Source organism: Dictyobacter kobayashii, from assembly GCF_003967555.1.
Classification (GTDB): domain Bacteria; phylum Chloroflexota; class Ktedonobacteria; order Ktedonobacterales; family Ktedonobacteraceae; genus Dictyobacter; species Dictyobacter kobayashii.
On the sequence record NZ_BIFS01000002.1, the window covers coordinates 1,414,583 to 1,437,996 of the forward strand.

General features: G+C 46.9%; 13 protein-coding genes. 3 read left to right on the plus strand and 10 right to left on the minus strand.

The features are described from left to right. Window positions 1–261: 261 nt before the first annotated feature. From EL645_RS32775 to EL645_RS32810, 8 genes are all read right to left on the minus strand, one after another. Window positions 262–1,014 carry a hypothetical protein gene (locus EL645_RS32775; protein WP_126556670.1) on the minus strand — a complete coding sequence of 251 codons (753 nt, stop codon included), beginning with the start codon at window positions 1,012–1,014 and terminating at the stop codon, window positions 262–264. Window positions 1,015–1,026: 12 nt separating this feature from the next. Further along, on the minus strand, window positions 1,027–1,416 hold the full coding sequence (locus tag EL645_RS32780; RefSeq protein WP_126556671.1) for a hypothetical protein: 390 nt from the start codon (window positions 1,414–1,416) through the stop codon (window positions 1,027–1,029). 456 nt (window positions 1,417–1,872) lie between these two features. After that, complete coding sequence (locus EL645_RS32785; protein WP_126556672.1) at window positions 1,873–3,864, minus strand: RHS repeat-associated core domain-containing protein; 1,992 nt, start codon at window positions 3,862–3,864, stop codon at window positions 1,873–1,875. A gap of 241 nt (window positions 3,865–4,105) precedes the next feature. Continuing rightward, the gene (locus tag EL645_RS32790; RefSeq protein WP_126556673.1) at window positions 4,106–4,582 is read right to left on the minus strand and encodes an SMI1/KNR4 family protein; all 477 of its coding nucleotides are present in this window, start codon (window positions 4,580–4,582) and stop codon (window positions 4,106–4,108) included. 142 nt (window positions 4,583–4,724) lie between these two features. After that, window positions 4,725–5,015: a hypothetical protein gene (locus EL645_RS32795; protein ID WP_126556674.1), complete on the minus strand. Its 291-nt coding sequence runs from the start codon at window positions 5,013–5,015 to the stop codon at window positions 4,725–4,727. Between the two features lie 37 nt (window positions 5,016–5,052). Further along, window positions 5,053–5,463, minus strand: a complete 411-nt coding sequence (locus tag EL645_RS32800; protein ID WP_126556675.1) for an IS3 family transposase — start codon at window positions 5,461–5,463, stop codon at window positions 5,053–5,055. 103 nt (window positions 5,464–5,566) lie between these two features. Then, window positions 5,567–5,788: a transposase gene (locus tag EL645_RS46000; RefSeq protein ID WP_126556676.1), complete on the minus strand. Its 222-nt coding sequence runs from the start codon at window positions 5,786–5,788 to the stop codon at window positions 5,567–5,569. A gap of 514 nt (window positions 5,789–6,302) precedes the next feature. Further along, window positions 6,303–13,214, minus strand: a complete 6,912-nt coding sequence (locus EL645_RS32810; protein ID WP_161977892.1) for an RHS repeat-associated core domain-containing protein — start codon at window positions 13,212–13,214, stop codon at window positions 6,303–6,305. A gap of 573 nt (window positions 13,215–13,787) precedes the next feature. On the opposite strand from EL645_RS32810, the gene EL645_RS32815 reads away from it, so the two are divergent. Both EL645_RS32815 and EL645_RS32820 read left to right on the plus strand, forming a co-directional pair. After that, a complete protein-coding gene (locus EL645_RS32815; protein ID WP_126556678.1) occupies window positions 13,788–14,792 on the plus strand; it encodes a beta-sandwich domain-containing protein in 1,005 nt (334 codons plus the stop codon). A gap of 5,330 nt (window positions 14,793–20,122) precedes the next feature. Next, complete coding sequence (locus EL645_RS32820; protein ID WP_126556679.1) at window positions 20,123–20,440, plus strand: hypothetical protein; 318 nt, start codon at window positions 20,123–20,125, stop codon at window positions 20,438–20,440. Window positions 20,441–20,685: 245 nt separating this feature from the next. Here EL645_RS32820 and EL645_RS32825 read toward each other — a convergent pair whose 3' ends face one another. Then, window positions 20,686–21,354, minus strand: coding sequence for a queuosine precursor transporter (locus tag EL645_RS32825; RefSeq protein WP_126556680.1), 669 nt, complete (start codon window positions 21,352–21,354; stop codon window positions 20,686–20,688). Window positions 21,355–21,632: 278 nt separating this feature from the next. On the opposite strand from EL645_RS32825, the gene queC reads away from it, so the two are divergent. Beyond that, window positions 21,633–22,301: a 7-cyano-7-deazaguanine synthase QueC gene (queC, locus tag EL645_RS32830; RefSeq protein WP_126556681.1), complete on the plus strand. Its 669-nt coding sequence runs from the start codon at window positions 21,633–21,635 to the stop codon at window positions 22,299–22,301. 106 nt (window positions 22,302–22,407) lie between these two features. Here the strand turns inward: queC and EL645_RS32835 are convergent, their stop codons facing one another. Continuing rightward, the gene (locus EL645_RS32835; protein WP_126556682.1) at window positions 22,408–23,331 is read right to left on the minus strand and encodes a hypothetical protein; all 924 of its coding nucleotides are present in this window, start codon (window positions 23,329–23,331) and stop codon (window positions 22,408–22,410) included. Window positions 23,332–23,414 lie beyond the last annotated feature (83 nt).

Below are 23,414 nucleotides of genomic sequence, written 5' to 3' on the forward strand. Positions count from 1 at the left end.
CCATCGCTAAAAAGCTATTCTGATAGGGACATCCCTGTTTATCATACCAAACACCAAGCTAACCACTGCCTGCCACCGAACTGAAGATTTTCGCCGCCTTGGTTCCAATGGTATCAGAAGCAAATGAGCCTGAATAATTAAGTACAATCCAACTAACTTTTTAGGCATTGTCCATGCTTAAAAAGTAGGTGTTATTCAGTGAAAGTTATGTGAGTGCACTTAGCTAGCCCACCAATAGAATTCTGTGAATAAAATACTGTCTCAAAATGTCATTTTTTTCCAATCAAGATGAGTCTGTAAAGCTTCACATAATTTCTCCATTGAAGGGGAGGTTTGAGGATCCCTGCCATAATCCATCCAATCAGCAAAGGCAAAAAATACTCCACCATCTAAAAAATATTCTACCCAGATTGCATTATGGAATAGTGAAACGTCTCGTTGAAGCTGACGCATAATTCCTGGACCAAAAAAAGTCCAGTCAAGGGGTAACGCTTCGTTGGTCTCAAGGAGTTCTTGTAATCCTATAATAGGGATATAGGGGCTTTGAACGCCGTAAATAGGATGGACGTGATTATAGACCACCATCCCTACATGAGCAAACGTTCTCATATTTTGCTCTGCTATCTGCTCAGGCACGTCTTCAACTAAAGTATCATAATCACCACCAATGATAACACCACATGAAAGAGGATCAATCGGCCTCACACTGAAGGTTATCTCTTCCTTTCTAGATGTGAATGGCACCTCAAATCTGGCTGCAATCAGCGTGTGAGGGACAAGTTGTTGTAATTGCGTCTGCATCTTCCTTTCTTGTTCTTCTACCGTTGCAAGACTCGTATCAATCGTTATAAAAGTCTTATCATCGTAGTCGTCTTTATCTATGAGATATGGAGTACATTCTACTGGTTCCAGTAGCGTATATCCACTGTTTAGCAAACCCTGTAAACCCGCTATTCCTACATCGCGATATGATGTACCATACACACAAAAAGAAGTCATCATTCGTGGCATCATTTTCTTGTTCCTCTAAATACTATCTTTTTCAATAATTTCTAGCTGGGCATCAAAACGTCGGCAATAAAAAGACTCAGCGTGTAGTGTTCCATCATCAGAAAAAGAACGAACTTCAAACACTAAATCTTCCCAATGCCATTCTTTTAAGAAGATCACATCCAAGCGAAGATGCTTGGTGCTACTTATACGCATTGGGCAAAAATTCATACCATAAAAACGTACATGAAGAGATTGCTTTAACGCTTCAACGCTGTTACTTGAATAGAACCATAATTCAAGAACCGGCTCAGTCTCAAAAATATCATAAGAGTATTGCTCATGAATTTCTACTCTTAAAAGGAACGGGAATGATTCCGGCTTGAGCGCTTTATAATCCTTTAAAGATTTTTCATGCTCATTCATCTTTTACCTCCTGAATGGTGTAAAGTAATCACAAAAATGTTAATTACTGGCAAACAAATGGAAGAGTTCCTTAAATTAGCATGTTACCACCCATATTCAACATCATGATCTTTAAAATAGTTTTAGCTATGTAGCCATTTTAGCAAAAATACTCAATGATAACAGCATTAATGTTTCCTTTTTGGCTCCCCTTTAGATAAAGGGGAGCCCTCAAAATATATAGCTTCATCTCTTAATGATGGTATTGGCAATTTATTTCTAAGCCTGCGTTTTTCTAACTAGCCGCTTAAAAACGGGTGAAAACATTGATTTCACCAACACTATCTTAATGTAGCTATACCTAACCCTAGCAGGCTACAGCTGCTTTAAAATTAATTTACTACATAAAAAAACACCAGTAACCTTTCATCTTTTAAAGATACTGATACTATTTTGCAGCATCTAAGATTAATCTCATTACTTAAAAAGAAGGTGAGCAATTCGATTGGTGTCATGGTCAATGACTAATTCCCAGATACCAGGTTTACCGTTCAGAAAACCCTCAGTTACCCATTTGGATCCGTTAGCGAAACCTTTATCTGCCACGGGTTCTGCACTTTCCATGATCATATCTGCAATCATCCTTGGAGAATGCATATATGGCCTAGCCATCCTAAGTTGTTGTACCAGTTCTCCACTGTCATTTAATAATGTTCCCGCTCCTTTACCCGAAAAGTTTACCGTTGCCGTATCATAAAAGTGGCCCATAACGGTATTAGTCATTTCAAGTCCAGCAGCGCCACCTCCTGCTTCAACGCTTTCTATGACTGTGCCTGCACCATCTATGGCTAATTCACCACCCATTCCTTCTTCACCACCACCCAGGATCAATGACAACTGAAAAATGTTATTCGCCCCATGTAGAAGACCGCCTACCACATCTCCTTTCTGCATCCTATCGATACCAAGGCCGGTTTTTATCGAGTGTTTGAACTTATCCCACGGATTAATTGATAATGGGTTATAAGGTTGCTTGCCAAAATGATGGACATCAACACCCGCATAGGTCGAAGTGATGGGAGAATGAGTGGGATAATCCATCGTGGTTCCCCACCACTGAGTGATTGAAGGATCAACAGCGCTTTGCGTCTCAAAGGTTGTTGCCGTCCCGGTAGACCAGTTAACGATGGTTTGCTCGCCTCCACCCCAGTCTATCCTATGGCCAGTTGGATCAGTTGCGGTCTCTGGATTCCCTTGTACATAGGCATAAGGGTCCTGACCATTACTATTTGTCACTACTGTATCGGTGCTGATAAAACATCCACTATTCGCATCGTAGTAGCGCGCGTTATAGTAAAGTAAGCCGGTTTGGGTATCAAGGCGGTGGCCGGTGAAGTTGAACGGCGAAAGCATGGTGCCGTCGCTGTAGCGGGTTGCGCCAAAGGGCGAGAAGAGTTGCACCGCTTGCACCGAACCATCAGAGCGTAGCGCGATGCTATTGCTTCCTAAGAAGTCGGGCATGAGATAGGAGAAGGTGCCGTCCTGGCGCATGGCCACCTTCTGTCCGCCAGCACTGTAATACTTGGTGGTTGAGGTCGTGCTCCCAGTAATGGTCACATCAGTGTAGCCATCAAAGGAGATGGTATCGCTAGTCGTAGTCGTGCTTCCGACTGTGTTGCTTGCTCGCTGCAGCACGCGTTGTCCCGAATTATCGTAGAGGAATTGGTCACTAGCCACAGTGCCATTGGGCGCCACCCAGGTATCGAGATGACCCTCGTTGTCGTAGGTCATGATCGCCCCGCTCTGCGCAGCATCACAACCATGACCGGAAGTCGTATCAACGTTGCGACAGGTCATGTTGCCCATAGCATCGTAGCTGGCATACTGGTTGGGAACGTTACCCAACGTCAAGGCTCCATGCGCTGGGAAGGTACCATAGGTTTCACTGCCAGATGGTCCATTGGTTAAGCGATCCAGGGCGTCATAGCTATAGGATTGCTGATAGGTGCCCACTGTGCTGCCGTTGGGAGCCAGACCACAATGATTGCCCCCGGTGGGCGTGCCTGTATTGCCGGACCACACCAATCGGTTGAGATCATCGTAACAGAAGGACTGGCTGTCGGTCTTGGTGCCATTGGTGGTGGTGGGAACTGTGGTGTTCAGGTTGATGACATTGCCGACATTGTCATATGTGCGCGTCTGGCTCCAGAACGTGGTGCCCGAACGGGTGGCCGTGCTGGTTAGCGGGCGCTGAATGCCATCATAGGACAGGCTCTTCGAGAAGACCGCGTGTGGGACACTCGTCGGAACAGCAGTGCCCCCAAAGGCCATGTGTGAGAGCTGTCTGACACTAGTGTAGCTGACCTGGTCCTCCCAAAAATTGAATGAATTAGTCGTTCCACCACTACCAATGTAAGTAGAGTGTAGATAGTAGTCATCAAACAAATCAAGCGCTTGATGTATGAACATGGCAGTTTTGAACTATTACGGCAACGAGTGCTCAATGATGTCTCTTGATATCACTGAGCACTATTGATCGGGGAGAAACGTTCTAGCTGCTATGTGATCATAGTCATTAATCGGATATGCACCCTACTTTGATTCTCATAGGCAATACAAACTGCACAAGGATGAAATCCACTGGTCGTTATCTAAGCAGGAGGTTATCTCTAATATCCCTAGCATAAATAAGGTTGTTGCAATTACCTATTCAGCTAGGGAAGATTCTATATGCCTCACTTTTTATATGTCCTTCCAATTCAATAGAAAGAAATTCACTGAAACTTGAGTAAAGCTTTACAAATGATGTTCTAATTGGTCTCTCTTCCAAATAAAAATAGACAGGGGGGTCTTCTTCATTCAAGAGAAAAAATTGAAACTGATAGCCTTGATGCATATAAAACACAAAAGCATTTTCTGGAAGTTGTCCAGAAAATTTATCTTCTTCTAATAGCTCTTTTGCTCCTTCTTGGATAAGAAAAAGATCACTATAAAAACAATCTGTTCCTTGGAGAAATTTTCCTCCTGAATGTCCCATCCACAAGAGAAACTCCCGGTAAGCTCGTGGCAAAGGAGAACCAAGAAACTGTTCAAGAGCTAACACTTCGTCAATTGTGCAAGGAATAAACTCATTTGGACTGAAATATGGAACGCTGGTCGCTCTTTTAATAACATGATCGAGATACATAAAATTAGTTCCTCTTTTCCTAGCTAATGCAATATGCAAGTAAACTTGCTGAATAAAAAGTTCATGGGGCATTCTCATAAAAACCGAAACAATTTCTGCGAAAAAACCGCATGAACTTGGACGATGTTATTGTCACATGTTTCTACCTGGTTAACGAAATGATACCCTGATCACTGGAATCCAACCGTTGAGAGCTCGATATCCAGTGCCTAAGCTCTGCAATAGTGATGTGATCATGATGGAAATGATCAGAAGCTACCTGGGACTCAACCAGGATAGCGCCTTGTTCGTCTACATCCAACACTACTACACGTCCTTTTTTCCGGCTCTGGCAGATCTGAGAACCGTGAAGGAACACATTTAGTGTTGGTTGTGTGATATGACGATCAGCAATAATCCTATGGTCTCCACCATTGATAATGTTCCTGTTCATGTCAGCCGCTTTGCCCATACAACATGGTGTGTTCATTTTAGCAGACTGGCCAATTATGGCCAAGTCCAGATCTCCTTCGCCTGTTGCAATGGCTGTGATATCCGTTACCCACGTACAGTTGGGAGCCGGAGCTGCAAACTCGCGATTGAGCAGATTGGGAAGCAACCGGGTGATCGGGATTGCTCACCGTTGTCTTCACACGGCGGCGTTTGCGCTGCGCGCTGATGCCTCGCTCTTGCATCAGACGAGCGACGCGTTTGCGGGAACAGCGTTTCCCTCGCGCTTGCAGTTCCGCGTGAATGCGGGGGCTGCCATAGACACCCCAATTGGCATGAAAGATCTGCATAATCTGTTCAGCTAACTCCTGATCTTGTTGAGCGTGAGCGGATCGTTCTCGCTTTTTCCAGGCGTGATAGCCAATCTCAGAGACGCGCCATCTGCACGACACATGAGTGCAATGGGATACTCTTCACGCTGAGTCTGAATAAACTGAAATTTCATAGCTGGTTCTGCGCAAAGATACGAATGGCTTTTTTTAACACATCACGCTCCTATTTGAGCAGATCATACTCCCGCCGCAGTCGACGATTTTCCTCCTCGAGCTCTGTTTGATGCCCTTTGCTAGGAAACACCTGCTCTCTGTGTTGAGCAAATTGTTTGCGCCAAGCATGCAAAGCGCTATCAGAGATGCCCAGGTCACGAGCAATCTGCGTCAAACTCTTGCCACTCGTCTCGGCTAAACGGACAGCTTCTTGTTTAAATTCTTTAGGCATGGTTCAAATGAATGTGACAGTTTTGAACGATCAAGCTAATCCAAAATAAATCCTGAAGCCGTCCAGGAAGCCATCTTAGAATTTATTTTTACCGATTAGATTGTTCAAAGTTGTCACATTGGTTCAAGCTCATTATGAACCAACCATGCCTTAGTGAAGACATGTTGCCCTTTTTTTGCCATTGGTCCTTTCCCCCTTGTTGGTAGTATATTTCATCTTCTTTGGCTCTACCAGATTGGGGGAAGCTCATTTGTCTATATTCTTTCGGGTGAAAGCAAGGCACAGAGGCAAACAGCCCTTAGCGAAGTGCGAAGTGGCTTCACACTTCGCACTTCCCCAATCACCCGAAAGGATAAAGAGCCATTTTAGCCTAGAAAGATGCTGCATTAAAGCAGATGCAATCTAACCTATTGTGGATGATCCGTTTCTTCCTTCTATTTACTTAATTGATGCGATGTGCAAGTTTCACTTGCTAAAAAAAGCTTTAGAAAAACTTGCACATCGCGTTAATTGGTTATTTATACCATACGTACACATCAATCTTGGGAAACATTTTCTCAAAATCCCATATAACGTCTCTGCAAGAAGAGCAAGGCGTGCGTTCAGAGTACAGATCAATACGTCCAATAATGTTTGAAACTTTTGCCCTTGTTGGATTGAGTGTTTGCGCGAGATTATTTAACAACTTGTACTCCGAATCTTCGTCACGTTGATTATTACCCGTTGGTCTTGCAGGAAAATAAGGATTAGTTGGTTTAGAAGATCCATCAAAATCAGGCCCACTAGAAGCCCAACCATTGCCTTGTTCTCCTTCAATGTCAAATGTTAAAGCTGCAACGTTTCTATTCTTGCCAATGTTGTTTGCCTGCTTTATAGCATTGACCCAATTTTTGAGTTGCTGTTCGGAAAGCTGACCAGGATATGTGTCTTCTTGCACAGTATTAGCAACTGCTTGAGCATCCAATGCATCTACAATGAGCAAGAATGGGTCTACTAGTGTTAGGAATAGCATTGTTCCACTAGCAACATCGACCCAGCAATCATAATGACATACACCATTTCTAGTTGCAGGATCTGATGTTGCTGGAACATCCGAAGACCCATTAGCGCTATTATTATTTCCTGGGCATGTTGCTTGATAAGGGCAAACCCCGCCATTTCCACCGCTACTGCTTCCACCAGAACCATTTACTGGCGGATTGGAAGATGGTGGGTCAGATGAGGGTGGTGGGGGTGGATCATATGTAGGGGCACCTACACCGCAAGAATCGGGGCTGGGACATCTGCCATGACCGGTGGGATCGATAAACGTCTCAGGGTTCCCTTTGACATACGCAAAAGGATCCAGACCAGAACCGTTAGTTTCAACGTTATCCGCACTGGTAAACCGCCCGCTGTTCGCGTCGTAATAGCGTGCGTTAAAGTAGAGCAGACCCGTCTGGGTGTCGAGGCGCTGACCGGTAAAGTTAAAGGGCGAGAGCATGGTGCCGTCGCTGTAACGGGTTGAGCCAAAGGGCGAGAAGAGTTGGACAGCTTGTACCGATCCATCGGCTCGCAAGTTGATGCTGTTGCTCCCCAGAAAGTCGGGCATGAGATAGGAGAAGAAGGTCCCATCCTGGCGCATCGCCACCGTTTTCCCACCAACACTGTAGTATTTAGTGGTTGAGGTGGTGCCGCCGGTGATGGTGACATCGGTGTAGCCATCAAAGGAGATGGTGTCACTGGTCGTGGTCGTGCTTCCGACCGTGTTGCTGGCTCGTTGCAACACACGCTGCCCCGAGTTATCGTAGAGGAACTGATCGCTGGCCACCGTGCCATTGGGTGCCACCCAGGTGGCGAGACGACCATCGTTGTCATAGGTCATGATGGCCCCGCTTTGAGCAGCATCACAACCGTGACCCGAGGTGGTATCGACGTTGCGACAGGTCATGTTCCCCATGGCGTCGTAGCTGGCATACTGGTTGGGCACGTTGCCCAGCGTGACTGCGCCGTGCGCCGGGAAGGTGCCATAGGTTTCACTACCCGAGGGTCCATTGGTCAGGCGATCCAGCGCATCATAGCTGTAGGATTGCTGATAGGCACTCACCGTGGTTCCATTGGGCGCCAGGCCACAATGATTGCCACCCGTCGGGGTCCCGGTGTTACCGGACCACACCAAACGGTTGAGATCATCGTAGCAGAACGATTGGCTATCCGTCTTGGTGCCATTAGTCGTGGTGGGAACCGTCGTGCTCAGGTTGATGACATTGCCCACGTTGTCGTAGGTGCGCGTCTGGTTCCAGAACGTGGTACCGGAACGAGAAGCCGTGCTGGTCAACGGGCGCTGAATGCCGTCGTAGGAGAGACTCGTCGAGAACACGGGTGTTGGCACACTCGTCGGAACAGCGCTGCCGCCAAAGGCCATGCCTGAGAGTTGTCCAGCGTTGGTGTAGCTGACCTGTCCCACCAGGAAGGTAACAGGATTGGTCACACCAGCCCCACCAAAGTAGACCGAGCGCAGGTAGTCGTTGTTGTCATACTGCGAGGTGACCAATTCGCCATCGGGATAGTTCAACGTGGTCACTTGGCCCGCATCGTTGTAGGATGCATTGACGGTCTGGGTCGTGGTGGTGCCATCGGCGGTCACCGAGAGGCTATTCTGATCGGGGCGCCCCCGCTCGTCGTAGCCCGAACAGCGCCAACCGCTGCCTGCGGTCGCGCGGAACGTATCAGCCGTCTCTTTTCCAATGGGATCCGAGGCAAACGAGCCAGTTGGAGCGGTACATCCCGAGGGGAAACTGACGCCAGTGTTGCTGCTATTGTCATAGCTGTCATAGAAAAAGGTGGCATAGGCGCTACTGCTACACGGATTGACCGCTGCCGATGTGGTGCCTTTGCAGAGCGGGCGATTGAGCACGTCATAGCTCACATAGGTACTCGTCCCACGTGGGTCCGTCTGGCTAACCAGGTTGCTATCGCCATCATAGCTGTACACCCAGTTATTCCCAGAGTCGCTATCGCTCATCCCCACTTTGCGTCCCACACCATCATAGGTCGCATTCTGGAAGGCTTGCTGGGTCGTGGTGGCGTCATAGGTCAAGGTCGCATACAGATTGCCAACCACATCCCGATCATAGCGGATCGTGCGCACCACGGTGTAGGAGGGACCCGTGCCCGAAAACACCTGGGTATAACGCTGTCTGCCAATCGCATCGGTATAACTCACTGCCTGGTGATTGTAGGCATCCAACGTCGTTGTGCGCTCAAACGGCAAGGTGGGATTCTGGGTAAAGCTGGGGAGCCCTTGCGCGACGGTGTACGCGACACTGGTGGAGAGCTTGATCGTGCTGGCATCCTGATAGGTCGCACTGCCCAACTGGCGTCCCAATCCATCGTAGTTCGTCACCGTACGTGCCTGTGAGAGGTCCGGCGTCACATACCCGGTACCGGTCAGCGCGGAAACGGCATAGGGCAGGCTCCTGGTGGTGGCGCGTCCCATGCTATCGTAGATAGTGTAGGTGATCAGTGTCGAGGGGATCCTGGGCACCTTCGACAGCAGATTGGGTCCCGGCGCTTTGGTTTCGATCAGGCGCCCCTGCCCATCAAACCATTGCTGCGTGGTCACCGTTTGCGTGCCGCCGCTCACCACGCGTGTGGTCGTGTCCAGTTCCAGGCACGGTGCTGTCGAACCCTGTGAACAAGTGTTTTTGTAGGTGGAGGTCGTGGTAGGACTGGTCAGCGTATCATCAGGAGCCGCGACTGCCGTCAGCCGTCCCAGCACATCATACTGATAGGCGGTGCTCTGGCCATTGGTATCTTTGGTGGCCATCACCCACTGCCCATAGCCCCCAGCTGCCGTGCTATTGTAGTCTGCCTGCACCAGCTGATTCCTGGCATTGTACGCCTTGGTCAGATGGGTGCCAAAGCCATCATAGCTCGCACAGGCGGTATATTGAGACGCCCCATTGGTACAGCCCTTATGACTATCAGGGTCAAGCGTGGCTACTGGCGTCCCAGACGCATCGTAGGTCGCCTGATTGACCACCATTGGCCCGGGTGCGTTACAGCTATTGCTGGGATCACTATAGCCGGTATGGTCTTCGGTGCGTGTCACATCCGGCAAAGAAGGGGCGGTCGTAAAGGCGCTATTGCCCCCATAGAAGGTAGCGTGACATCCATACTGCGTCCCAGACGCACTCTGCGTCTTGGTCAAGGCCGGGAGGTTGGTCAGGTAGACCGAACTCAGCGGGTTATCGTTGGGATAATAGGTGGATTTCGAGATATAATGATTGCCATTGACATCATTGGCCGTGACATCCACCTGGTTCACATTGCCATAGTCATAGCCGTTGACGTCGCTCGACCCCTGGTTATCGCCATCGTAGCTGTAGGTGGTCGTTTTATGGACCACATTGCTATTGCTCTGATACCCATTCTGGTCGGTCACCCCATCCACTTGATACTGATCCGTCTGTGTGACCCGTGGATCACAGACCACCACCGGGTTGTTGCGATCTAACTGGCTGGTCATGTACTGCTTGCCCACATCAGAGGGCAAGCCAGTCGCCCCGGCACTATTGCCCACCCCGGGAGGAGGGCACATCGTCAGGTAGTTCCAGGTCTGCGCCGAAAGCAACTTGCCATCGATCCCAAAGTTCAGGGATTCCTTCTCTTTGCCCGCCAGGCCTGGATCAGCACCCCAATAGGGGGAGACGCCACAGTTCGCGACCTTGTTATATTTGTAGTAGCAGGTGATGCCACTAGTGGCGATGCCGGGTCCGCTGGTGGAGTAGAAGCTATGCTGCTGTGAGGAACCATCGGGCTGCGTCACGTCCACCGTCGAGAAGCTGGTGAACTGCTCATTGTAGTAGTCGGCATAGTCTTCGTCGTTGACATTGCCCCAGGTATAGCCATAGGTACAATTGGGACACCAGGTCGCACTGAGTGAGTTGACATAATACTGATACTGCCAGGTCGAAGAGACACCATTGGTGACCGCGGTGCGCGAATAGACCACCATGCGACTCCAACTGCGATCATCGGCCTGTCCACACAGATTGGTCGAAGAACGGCTGGGATTACAGGTCAAGGCATTATTGGCGGCGCCACCATCGGTGCCATGCGTGTTGCCATGTGCCTCCGACCAGTTGATGGTCTCATTCCAGCCGCGTCCATTATCCAGGTTCTGGATAAAGTATTTATTATAGGTCTGCTGCCAGAGCCAGCAATCATTGGTGGCATAGCGCGGCGTCCAGCTGGGGCCGCAGTTGCCCAGAGGCAAGGCATGATGGGCTGAGTCCGAGGCCTCATAATGCTCGGTTTCCTGGATATAGGAAATATTCACAATCGGAGCATGCAAGGTGCTGTCGGTCCCAAACTCATCAATCTTACGCAACAACAGATAGCCGGCCACACTTTCATTGGCCCCACTGAGTGGATCTTGAAAGGTGCTCGGCGGTTGCTGGTCATAGGAGAAATCGTACTCATTGAGCGCATGGCCATTGGATTGGATCTGAACGTTATTGAGGATATAGTCGCTGAATGCTTTGGGTGCCGGTAGACCATTTGATCCCGACAGATCGGCTGGCGCATCACAGCGAATGTATTGCGACCAGTTGTTACATCCTCCGGTGGTGTTCAAGATCCGATCTGCCTTGTATTCGGCATTAAACGCGATCTTGACCAGAGGATTCCAGGTGCTACATCCCAGCGTCACGCCATCGCTCTGGGCATAATTGGCGTTATGGCAGGTGGGATCATCGTACTCAATAAACGAGATCGCCGAGTCGCGTACATCATGGATGGGTTGATCCTGTTGATAATGCACGCGGATCTGGTTACCGTAGCGATCAACCAGTAAATTGAGGTCCCAGCGATAGGGATGGAAATTGCCCTGGACATCGGTCGCCGACTGGCGGGAGTCATTGGTACAGCCAAACTCTTCAATCATGCCATTGGGCAGCCAGACATGCCAACACGGCTGGTTATTAAATTTCACCTGTTGGATCCTGGCATGACTTTCCGGCGCGGAATGCCAGTACGTCGAGGTGCTATCGATGCTGGTCGATGTCTCACTATAGCCAGGGGGGATCAATTGCCCGCTGATGCCATTGGGGTCGCTGATCGACCAGACATTCTCGTACGTGTTATCGATGCCTGGTGTTACATTCTGCTCGCTCCAGGTAATCGAACCCAGGCTCAGGTTCCAGCCTTCACCCACCCAGGGAGCGGTTCCCTGCGCGTTATGACTTTCACTGACCGAGCCACTGGAATAGGTCAGATTCAAGTTGGGAGCAAACCCACCAGGGCCTGGAGGCACACTGATCGGATAGCTGTAATCCAGGGAACCCGCACTTAAGCCCACATCCACATTTTGTGGTGAGCCCCAACTGGCCTGGGGGGCCTGCGTGCTAAAGGAGATCGTGCTACTGGCAGCCGCCGGGACCATTGTGGCCGGGGTTGCCGTCGGGGTTACCGTGGCATGTAGTGGAGGCGTTACCGTTGCGGCAACGGTTGCTGTCACTTGAGGGGTCGCTTTCACCGTTGCCGTTGGGGTCGCTACCTTCCCGGCGGCAGATGGGGTTGCCGTTCCTGTTGCCACCGTCGTTGGCGTCCCCTGTGGTTTCGCCGTTGTGGTTGGCGTAGGCGTCGCCACAGATGTCGAGGACGTCAACGTTGTCGCTGTACTCCAGCTCAATGCAGTTGCGTCCTTCTGAGCGACAAGCAACATCGGTTTGCTACTGCCAGTTTGAGGGCTGGCTTGTGCTTGAGCAGATGGTGCCTGGGTTGAAACAGTAGGTGTATTGGTATTCCATATCGCGACAATCGTCTGGCTCTTCCAGAGCAGGCTTCCTTGCTGCGGCAAGAGCCGATAATGCAGGGTCAACGGATGAGCAAGGACGAGCGTGGTAAGTGCATGTCCTTGAGCATCAAATAATGAAAACTGATAGCTGCCCAGCATCAAGTGTCCACTGACGGCACCACCACTTCCGGCATCAACCTGGACAATTTTCAGCTGGATGCGCCCACCTGCATCACTGACCTGTTGGGCGCTGACGGTGTCTGCCAGAACATCAACAACCAGGTGCCCATCGCTGGTCTGGATATGCTGGGCCTGAGGGGTCAACGACCGTGTCAAGGTGGGGTGCGGATGCTGAGGGGATGTAATCAATTGTTGGGTTGGATCGGGATGGCCGCTGACATATTTGCCAACATCAGGCGGCTTCACTGCTTTTGATGCCTTCAACCACTGAGGTGTGGTTAACGCAGGATTCGGATTGGTGGGTTTCGTCGCCGCATAGGCGGGCGGAATATCCATTACCGCGTTGAGCAACGACGCACTCACAATCAGAGACACAAAAAAAGAGGTCCAGAGAGCTGAACCCAGGCTTCGTTTTGAGCGAGGACGTCCTCGCTTGACGGAAGCCAATACGGTACTTCGAGTCATAGAAGCTCCAAAAAATAAAAATACGCACATCGGCGCTTCTCATCTGTGACCCTGATGCTTTCTGTTTTTAAGCGCGTTCTTTCTACCTGAAAAATAGAAGTGGTACAATCGGCATGAACGGCAAGAAAAAAGAGATATAGCGTAAGGTGTGCAAGAAACATCGATACATTTCGAAGTATATTTAAAAATACACTGCTTTGTCAAGCATTTCAATAACCAATGATGATTAAGATAGTGCTATGTATAGAGCACGAAAAGAAATTCAAGGAAATATTCATAACTTTCTCTGTTATTATGGCGAGAGCATTGGTTTCTCTATTTTCCAAGAGCAACCGGAATAGAAGAGCGTCACTTATTCTTCCGACATTTGTTATTCTAAAAAGATCATTGACTTTTTTTTTATTTATACAGTATATTAACCTTTGTGGATATTTTCTGTACGGAGCAAGTAAATACTATTTCACATGAATATATACTCGGCAGTATTCATCTGCGTTCTCTATTTCAGTGACTCCGCCAGGGCATTCACATGCATAGCATGCATATTTTAGGAAAATAGGAAGTACGGACAAGATGATCTTTATTCAAGGACGTGCGACGTCTTCGAACCGGCGAAGACGTCTTCTTCCCCATGGGCGCCGTCTCGCGATGATAGGGTTTCTCTTCCTCACAATCATAGGAAGTACGCTGGCCCCTGGCGCTCACGCGCTTGCCCAGACAGCAGGAACGCACCAACCACCAGCACCAGATGTGCAGGAACAATTACGCCAGGCGCTGAAACGCAAAATTCATGTCACACACCACCCATCTCAAAAAACAGTGAGCCCGGCAGTCAAAGCTGCCAGCCCTGCGCTTCCAGCTTACAACAACGTAGGCACCAGCAATGATAGCAATCCCACCAGCGGCAACTTCGATGGCAATAGTAGCTATTCCGCCCAGGCGATGCAAGGCGTCGGCCTGGTGCCCGGGCAAAATTTCACCTACAACAACATCACCTTTGTCTGGCCCAATGCCCCGGCGGGCAAACCTAACAACTACCTGGTCAGTGGTCAGGTGATCCCCGTCTGGCCTCCCATCGCCAATGCCGCCACACTCGGCTTCTTAGGCGCAGCGGATTACGGCAACGCTTCTGGGACGGCGACCCTCACCTTCACGGATAGCACCACCCAGACCACCACCATCAATCTCAATGACTGGGCCCAGACACTCTCGGCGCCAAATAACAGTATTGCGGCACAGATGTCCTATTTTAACGCGCGCACCACCCAACTCACCCAGAACGTCTCTCTTTTTTACACCGGGGTGGCCATTCCCGCAGGTAAGATCGTCCAAAGCGTCACCCTTCCCACTACCAGTTCACCCGGCCAGATGCATATTTTTTCTGTTGGCATCAGTGGCCCCGCCTTGAATAATACGGGCATCAGTAACGATAGCAGTCCGTCCTCCGCCAATATCGATGGGGGAGGCTACAGCTATTCAGCCCAGGCACTCCAAAACGTCTCCCTGAACGCAGGGCACACCAATAGTAGCGATGGAATTGCCTATTCCTGGCCGAGGCAGCTCTGGCACTCCCGATGATTATCAAGCCGCAGACAGATTCTTTTCCGGGGAGGCTACAGCTATTCAGCCCGCGCCACATCCCAAACGTTCCTGAACCGCAGGGCACCAATAGTAGGATGGAATATGCCTATTCAATAGCCAGAGCGACAAAGTCTGGAAAATCAACCGAAGATTAATAAACAAGCGAGGCACAGATATCTCCAAAAGGAACCTAACTTCACCAAAAAGCGATCAAGATTCAGGGGTGCATCGGTGCCAGCCCCGGAGCGCACTCTCAGCAAGCAAACCATCCGACTTACTGAAATACAATTCGAACGCGCAACCCGACTCATTACCTTGGCCTGCGTGAATTGGCACATTGAAGGGGGAAGTAGAACACACAATCATTTACGACACACCTCACTATAGCAAACCAAAATGTCTATGCAAATACAAAAAAACCACTCCACAGAAAAAACGCTAACAACCAAACACAAAATATCTACTTCAACACGCAGAAATCGACATCATTCAACCGGGAAAAACGAATCACCAGCATATGAGTCCACGACGACACCCAACCCACAGGGCAAATTACCTAATCTTATCGCGTTGGAAAGACCGTCCAGCTATAAGATGCGCACAGTGATGCATGCACAAAACATCCGCTAACATTTGATGGCAATGAGAGGCATCAGGGAGTAATACTACTCTAGCCAGCTTTAGCAAAAACGAATACCAGGCCATCAACTACAGCGACGACCAGGCTAGTGAGTGCACCCATCGGGACTTAGCCTACTCGTGGACACACAGAATTTATCGTTGGCTCGAACCAACAACAATAACCACAGAAGGCCCAACTGGACAGGTGCTAAACACCAAGAATAATAACCAAATCTGCCATTCAGCAGACAAAACTAAGATTCCTGGGCTGAGAGCCACGAACCGGAGGCGCCACTCATCTGGGAAGCCAACATCTTATTAAATACAGACCCTAACCAATATTCACGATCTCAAAGAGGGATACAAGTGATTGGACATGAAGATGGGAGGGTTATACTTTGAAAATACATACGGACTGGATTTCAAAAATGGAAGTATCAGAAATACGGACAGTACCAAACCAAACACAAACAAAAGTCACAACGATCTTGTTCCGCTTGAGTATGATCTAAACCGCTGGCAAAACCCTCCCAAAGTATGCCACCCACTCACTCGAGAGATAGATCATATTCCTTTTGAAGCCGTAAAGCACAACACCGACAGACCTATCACTAACTCACATTGAGTATCAGTAGAATAGAAGACAGCTACATCACAGAGCATAGCCTTAAGGCATGGCACGGTGACAGTATATCAAGAGATTTACACGATCCAAAAAAAACCGATGGAGCATAGAAAAACTGAATGATCCCACAACACTGAACGCGACAATGGAAATGAAGACTATTACCTGGCAGTCCCAGGTGGAACGTCGCAGATAATTAAGATTGTGCAGAGGCCAAACTACCTCCAGTCACCCGGTCACACCCAACAAGCCAACAAATGGCCTTTGATGGGGGCATCCGCCAACTAGGAGAAGCTCGGCAAAGTCACCATCACAACTATACGAATGGACAAAACAAACCCAATTAACTCTATAAAACCAGAACAACCCTGGCTTCGGACGACTGGAAATGTCGGGGGAGGCGCATACAACATAACCCACATATCCTAGAAGCAAAATTCTGTTGGCAAATCGCTTACAAAATCACAAAAGAACGACAACAGGGAAAAAAAAAACTAGACCACCAGGTATTCTTTATGCGAACACACCCAACAAAACATCCCGAACAGCGCGGCCACAACTTTTACCAAGCAGTATCCACAGCTTATCTTCAGCAAACCACCCGGGGAAAGGAAACAAACAAAAAAAGAAGCATTTCTATTATTTTCGCAAACAACTTACATTCTACATGATTGGGACGCTGCCAAGGCCAGAAAGACCAAAAAAAATATACCATGATAATGTGGGACAAGTAGACGACAAACAACCAACCACCATTCGACACCAAACCAAAAATACTTAATAGCCGCATTATGAAATCAAAGAGGTCATAGCTATTGCGTAGAAGCCTGGGACCGCGAGCACACATACCAAGCAGGCAACGAATCAGTTTCTTTAACGGAGCTGATTTTCAGTCTGGCAAAGCGAGCTTCCAATACGGAAACAAATCCTAACGCACCATTACCCACAAGCAAAGACAGAGCGAAGAGCATCCCCAACAAAAGACGGTCCACGCCCGTTGGCTAATGCACACTGACAACACCACCCTACAGAGCTTATCCTGGGATATGGCACAACGGCAATGAACCTATCGGAAGCCACATCACCTATACCGCATACGTCGACAACCAAAGACTCACTACTTAAGGTTTTTAACGTAAGACATTGGAACACAAGATAATATGCACTATGGCAATACAGATAGATAGACGACATCGCACTATACTCAAACACGACTCTCAATCCGGAACGCAGCCAGAATCAAACAGACGATAATCATCTACTAGCGAGATCCTTCGCAAGAAAAAGGGAAACACATTCAGAGAGTGACAGCACTGCACAACATACAGTAAGCAACATGCATGTCTCTAATAGCGTCGGCAACACCGTGGAGTATAATAGACGCGTCCACCACACCACGCTCTCAGCTGGAAAAGACACATGCCCCCTACACCCCAGAGAACATAGACTGCGGAGTGGAACATGCATAATCTCCATAATTAAAGAGGCTAACAAAGCCAACGGCCTGTCACGAGACAAACGCCAACGATAACGGGCTGACCTTAATCCTGAGCCACAATGCCTGGATGCGGGCAACTGATTCAACAACATTTCAAGCAGCACCGAGACACATTATCCCATGATCAACGCTGTATCACCATCCAACACCCCAAACCAACAACCACTGCATTTTGAGAAGCAAGTACACGGAGGACACACAATCGGGACGGCCAGATCACCTAATAACCGAAAGTAACACAAAGCTTTACCCTTAGGTTTCGCGGCTGGTCGTACACAGACATCGCCTTAGTTTCATCACATAAAAATGGAGAGTCGAAGCCACAATGCCTATCGCAATGAGGCGCAGGACAGGTTAAACGTCCAACCAAATAACTCTGCTTTATATGAGCAACAACAACCCCCTGCACTGCGAAACTATCCACAAGCGATATATACTCAATAGGTTCAGGTGCATTCCAGTTAATTGCATAGGCACGAATAAGAAAGAAGTACCCTCCCTTAGGAGGACCGATCCTATCCAGGTGGATTACGATCAGAGCCGTACGATCATTGAGTGATATCCAAACAACCTTATTTTATCAAAAAAAATACCAAAGAGCGCAGAAATCATCAGAATAACCGCTCAAAGATCTATGAACACAGCAGCCCATCAGGCTGTTTAATGAAGAGTTGCGGTCTATCTCGTATTTTAATTTTCACGAGCGCATCAATTTTATCACGAGTACACTTCATCAGTATACCATGCCAAATCAAGGTTTTGTAAACCCAACCCCACAGTTGTATCGATCAACTATATCATATTGAGGACACAAATAAACTATGAACCAATGAAAGTACTATACGGGCAAATAATAACCACATCAAACGCACGTAGAATGATCAATATTAGAGAAAATATGAATACGAACAATACGTACCAACTGTCAAACAACGTTTCCCTCAACCATATGAGCACCAACGCGATAAGCATACGTACCATACAGATAGAAATAAACACAACAATGTCATGAAAAATGCCCAAGATAGACAAAATTGGAGAAAAGCAAAAGAATACAATTGCGAGTAAGGAGAGCATACAGCATAATGCATAAAGACTCATTCATATATGAGCAACAGCATAAATATATCGCAATAACGAGAGAATAAAAGGAACCCTCTCACACAAAAATATGACAATGGCTTGCGAACTAAGTCGGTGCAAACACAGAACCATACCAAGCAAACACCAGATTATAATTATTTGCTGTAACTTCTCTCTCTCACAACTAATAAATTATCTTCCAGCTGTTATAGATTTTAGCAAAGACCACAATTCCCATGTGTGTACATTGCACCAGCAAAGGCGTGATCACTAACACGCGCGCCAAATGCGAGCTATGCTAAAACGTTTATCATATAGACTCCGATTTAGTCCATGCCGCATTAAAGAGAAGAAGATACAGATTCACAAGGAGCGTCATGTGTTTACATCCAAAAAGCTCGTTATAGCAACAACGAATTCACTCATACCGACACGAAGACAAATGCTATATTAACAGCGGGTTTCTTAAAAACCATTAATATCCATATTAAGGAGGGGCCCACAAAATTAAGCCCAGAAAATTTACACACAATAATAGGCTTTTTTTGCCGCAAGAGATCGGACAAATCGGCATCAAAATTGCCCCCTCAAAAACAGAATGAACCAAAGGAGGTTACTTATTTTATCCTAAGTTATTTCGTATAGATGCGAATGAACGCCATCATGACGAAGTGCCGCAACACAGCAGTTGTCCAGTCCATTGCAAATAAACAGACTGGCGCAAAACAAAATAGTGTTGCCTCTATGATACATAAACCAACCAATTATCCAAAAACCATCGAACTCTCCGCATAGCAGTCTAAAACGAGAGACAGATTAACTGATCATACTAATGGAAGAAAACACCAGCAAAGCAAGGAAGAAGATTGTGCACCACTACTAAAGCAATTTTGAATAGGACAGACTCACGACTACAATGTTGTACGGCAGAAACAATTTATATATTGGGAATCGCAGGCAATGTATTTCTCACCTCTACTTGTATACATACAACAAAAAACTGACATATTTTCCAGGGCACAGAACCGATTTCTGCCGATATTTAGACGTGAACGTGTACAGTAATGGATGAAACGAGATCAGGATTGGATACGATGAGCATAATTAGCCAGGCGTTTTGGAAAACACACAGACAAGGTCCTTCATACTTTTATTTGCCATGAATCTTCTCCTGAATAACCTGGTTCAACGTTGTGAGGATAATCTCAGGTGGAACCCGATTTTTCTAAGGGTATATCTGGGGCTCATACAGGACACATACTTTAGATTTTCTGAGCAAACGTACACTTCTCTTAAATAAAGGCCGGATTCGTATCCAGTCCACCAGCCGTTCTAAAACAAGGGACCGCCATTGGACCCTTCTAAGTCGAAGTCTATCACACTTTTCTTCATCGACTCTACAAAAACGGGGAAAGTCCAACCCTGGACTTTGCTTCCCTCACCACGTTCAATCGCGGCAACCTCACCATCCCTTACGAAACCTATCCGCTCCTGCTGCCTTTGCCCCAGTTCGTCTTCGCAAACCTGGCCCGACGCTGGCAAGAGATCGCGCCACCCGATCTGGTTGGCGTCGTGCAGTATGCGGGTCTTGAGCGGTATCTTCAGGAAGAAGGGGGCATTATCGCAGACACTGCTAAACAGGCATTAGTATCATACTGGGACTTAACACCAATACAACAAGCCGATCTCCTACAGCGTTTCCCATCGATGGATGATATACTCAACCTCTTACAAAAACTACTGAATATTGATAATAACAAACCAGAGCAGTTTACCATTACTGACTGGTTGACCTGGTTTGAGAGGTTGTACTGGTGACAACCACTATGAAACATGCGCTCTTTTATGGTCTGGGGCCCTCGCTCAAACAGGATCACATTGTCTATCCAGAGTCTAGTGGTTCAATGAGTATAGTATGTGCCATTGAAGAATTTGCAATGAGATGCCCTGCTCAATAGCGTTATTAAACAAAACATCTCATTCAATTTTGACAAACGGCACAAGTTACCAGAGACATTGAACGATTCTCATCCCAAACACTAATGCCTCATATGTGACAAAACTCAATGCACCCCGAATGGATTAAAATTGGTGTGATAATCGTAGGTGTCTATGCTTTCCTGGCGCTTAAGGAAGTTTACAACTATATAAGTCAATGGAGTAGCAGCTACTTCATAAAGCACTTTAACAATCCATTGAGTCAGAATAGCAGTGATTATAAGTGCGGGAGGAAGAATATTCCAGAAGACAATGCTAATGAAAATAATAGAATCAAACCCTTCACCAACAAAGGTGGAGCCAATAGTCCGCATCCATAGCCATCGTCCTTTCGTAGCAATTTTAAGCTTTGCCAGGATAAAAGAATTTGAGAATTCACCCACAATATAAGAGATGAAAGACGCAAAGAGAGCACGTGGGGTGGACCCCAAGATTGCATCAAAGGCTTTTTGATCATGCCAAACACCTGCAGAAGGAATAAGACCCCCTATAAAGAAAGCAAGAACAGCTAATAAATTACAGAAAAACCCTAGCCAAATCACAAAGCGAGCCGCACTATAACCATAGACCTCTGTCAAGATATCTCCAATAAGATAGCTAAGAGGAAAGATAATAACACCGGCTGGGAGAAGCAATCCAAGTGGGCTGATAAGTTTGACAGCTAAAATATTTGCAGTAATCAGACATGTAACAAACAAAGCAGTAACCGCTACATACCAAACAGAAACTTTCAATAGACTTCCCTCCTTAAAACCTTTCCTTTATTGTATAATGCCAACTTCATTAATAAAAGCGGTCCTATCCATATTAGTACAATATTTCTATATTGTGGCATATGGATTTAACAGACGAGCTAAGTCAAACCCATCAATTATAACCTCGTTTTCTTCATATATACCCTTTACTCAATTCTTGTCCGGCACTTAAATTCCAGAGATAGTATTCTTTTCTCAAGCATGGTAGACTAGCCACTGAATGAGCAAATTCAATAGCAGAGAGGATTTTTCTACACATGCCAACAGCGATAGCAATTGTAAGTGGTGGGTTGGATAGCGTTACCTTAGCATATCTATTAAAAGCCCAGGGCTATGATATACATCTACTTTCGTTCGACTACGGGCAACGTCATAAAAAAGAACTCGACTACGCCAGAATTTGCGCTGAAAGACTAAATGGCAAACATAATATTGTAGACCTGAGCAGCCTTGGCAAGCATCTTAAGGGCTCTGCGCTCACTGATGACATTGATGTCCCAGATGGTCATTATGCAGACGCCAATATGGCAATCACCGTTGTACCAAACAGAAATGCTATTATGCTTTCCATTGCCTACGGAATAGCGGTAAGCGAGGAAGCAGAAGTTGTTGCAATTGGTGCCCATGGAGGAGATCATTATATTTATCCAGATTGCCGACCTGATTTTATCTCGTCCTTTGAAGCGATGCAAAAACAAGCTGTAGAAGGATTTGGGAATGCCAAACTGCACCTGGCAGCACCATTCCTACACATTGGCAAACATCAAATTGTCAGCCTTGGTGACAAACTGGGTGTCCAATTCGCAGATACATGGAGTTGCTACAAAGGTGGTGCTAAACATTGTGGTACATGCGGAACATGTGTCGAAAGAAAAGAAGCCTTTGAGCTCTCTGGGGTCCCAGATCCAACTCCATATGAAAAATAAACATAAAAGCCTGCCCATCTCAACTGCATAATCAAAGAACGGAAATCTAGCTAAATATATTTTTACTGGATTTCCGTTCTTTGATTATGCAGTTGATCTAATTCATTTATTCCCTGCCTTGAATCAAAGATTTCATTTTTGCAAGCTCTGCAAGGGAAAACAAGCTACTATTCCATTGAGGCTTCTGTATCATTTTAATGATTTTATCAGTCTGATTGCTGCTAATAGCAATTGGCAACCATATCAGTACAAGAAGATATAAATCAATTAAATTAATATCTATTATTATTTGCAGCAGAGCAAATGACACACGTTGGCATAAGTAAGTGCTGTGTCCACTCAAGTCCAGGATAACAAGATTCCAGTTCTTTCGTTGCATTGTAGCACTGATTCTTTGATTCTCCTCACACCAACGTTGCCATATCTTTGCGGGAACAGTTGATACAGAAGAATTTTGCAATGGCAGGCCAGATAGGTATCCCTTAAAAAGAGAAAGGCTCAGATCAATAAATACCATATGATCCCAAAATAACTGTGGTATTTTCGCGTTATTGGATGTTTCCACAAAGATGCCAGCCAACAAAACATTCTTTGGCCAAAACAAACCGATTGGTTTTTTATTGGTTCTGTTAAGGGAGTAAGAATTATCAGGGATAGAGGCGTTTCCTTGTTTCCAACGGTTGTCATAACAATGGAGAAGAGGTGCTAAACATTCCTCGAAAAGTGCCTGATTAATACCATCTAATACCACAAGATACATATTATCAGGATTTTGACTGGCTTCTGAAAAAAGAGAGGTTAAACCGAGGGAAGAAATAAATGATTCCTTATTTGTATTTTTTGATGAGACGATTTCAGACGGAGTTGCAGAATCGTTCCTCGACATTGTAACGTGGATATGAGATAATCGACCGCCAACAACAATAGATGCATATGACTTCAAAATATAAAATGCATCTTTTCCGGCGAGCAAAGGTATCATCCCAGAAATGAAAGCAGCATGTAATGCAGTAGCAACAGAAGAATTCATGTCTCCCGTTAATAGCGCATTTTGCACTTTCTCAAAGAGCCGTCTCGGTACATCAATATATTCTATAGGCTCTTCCGTTTGAC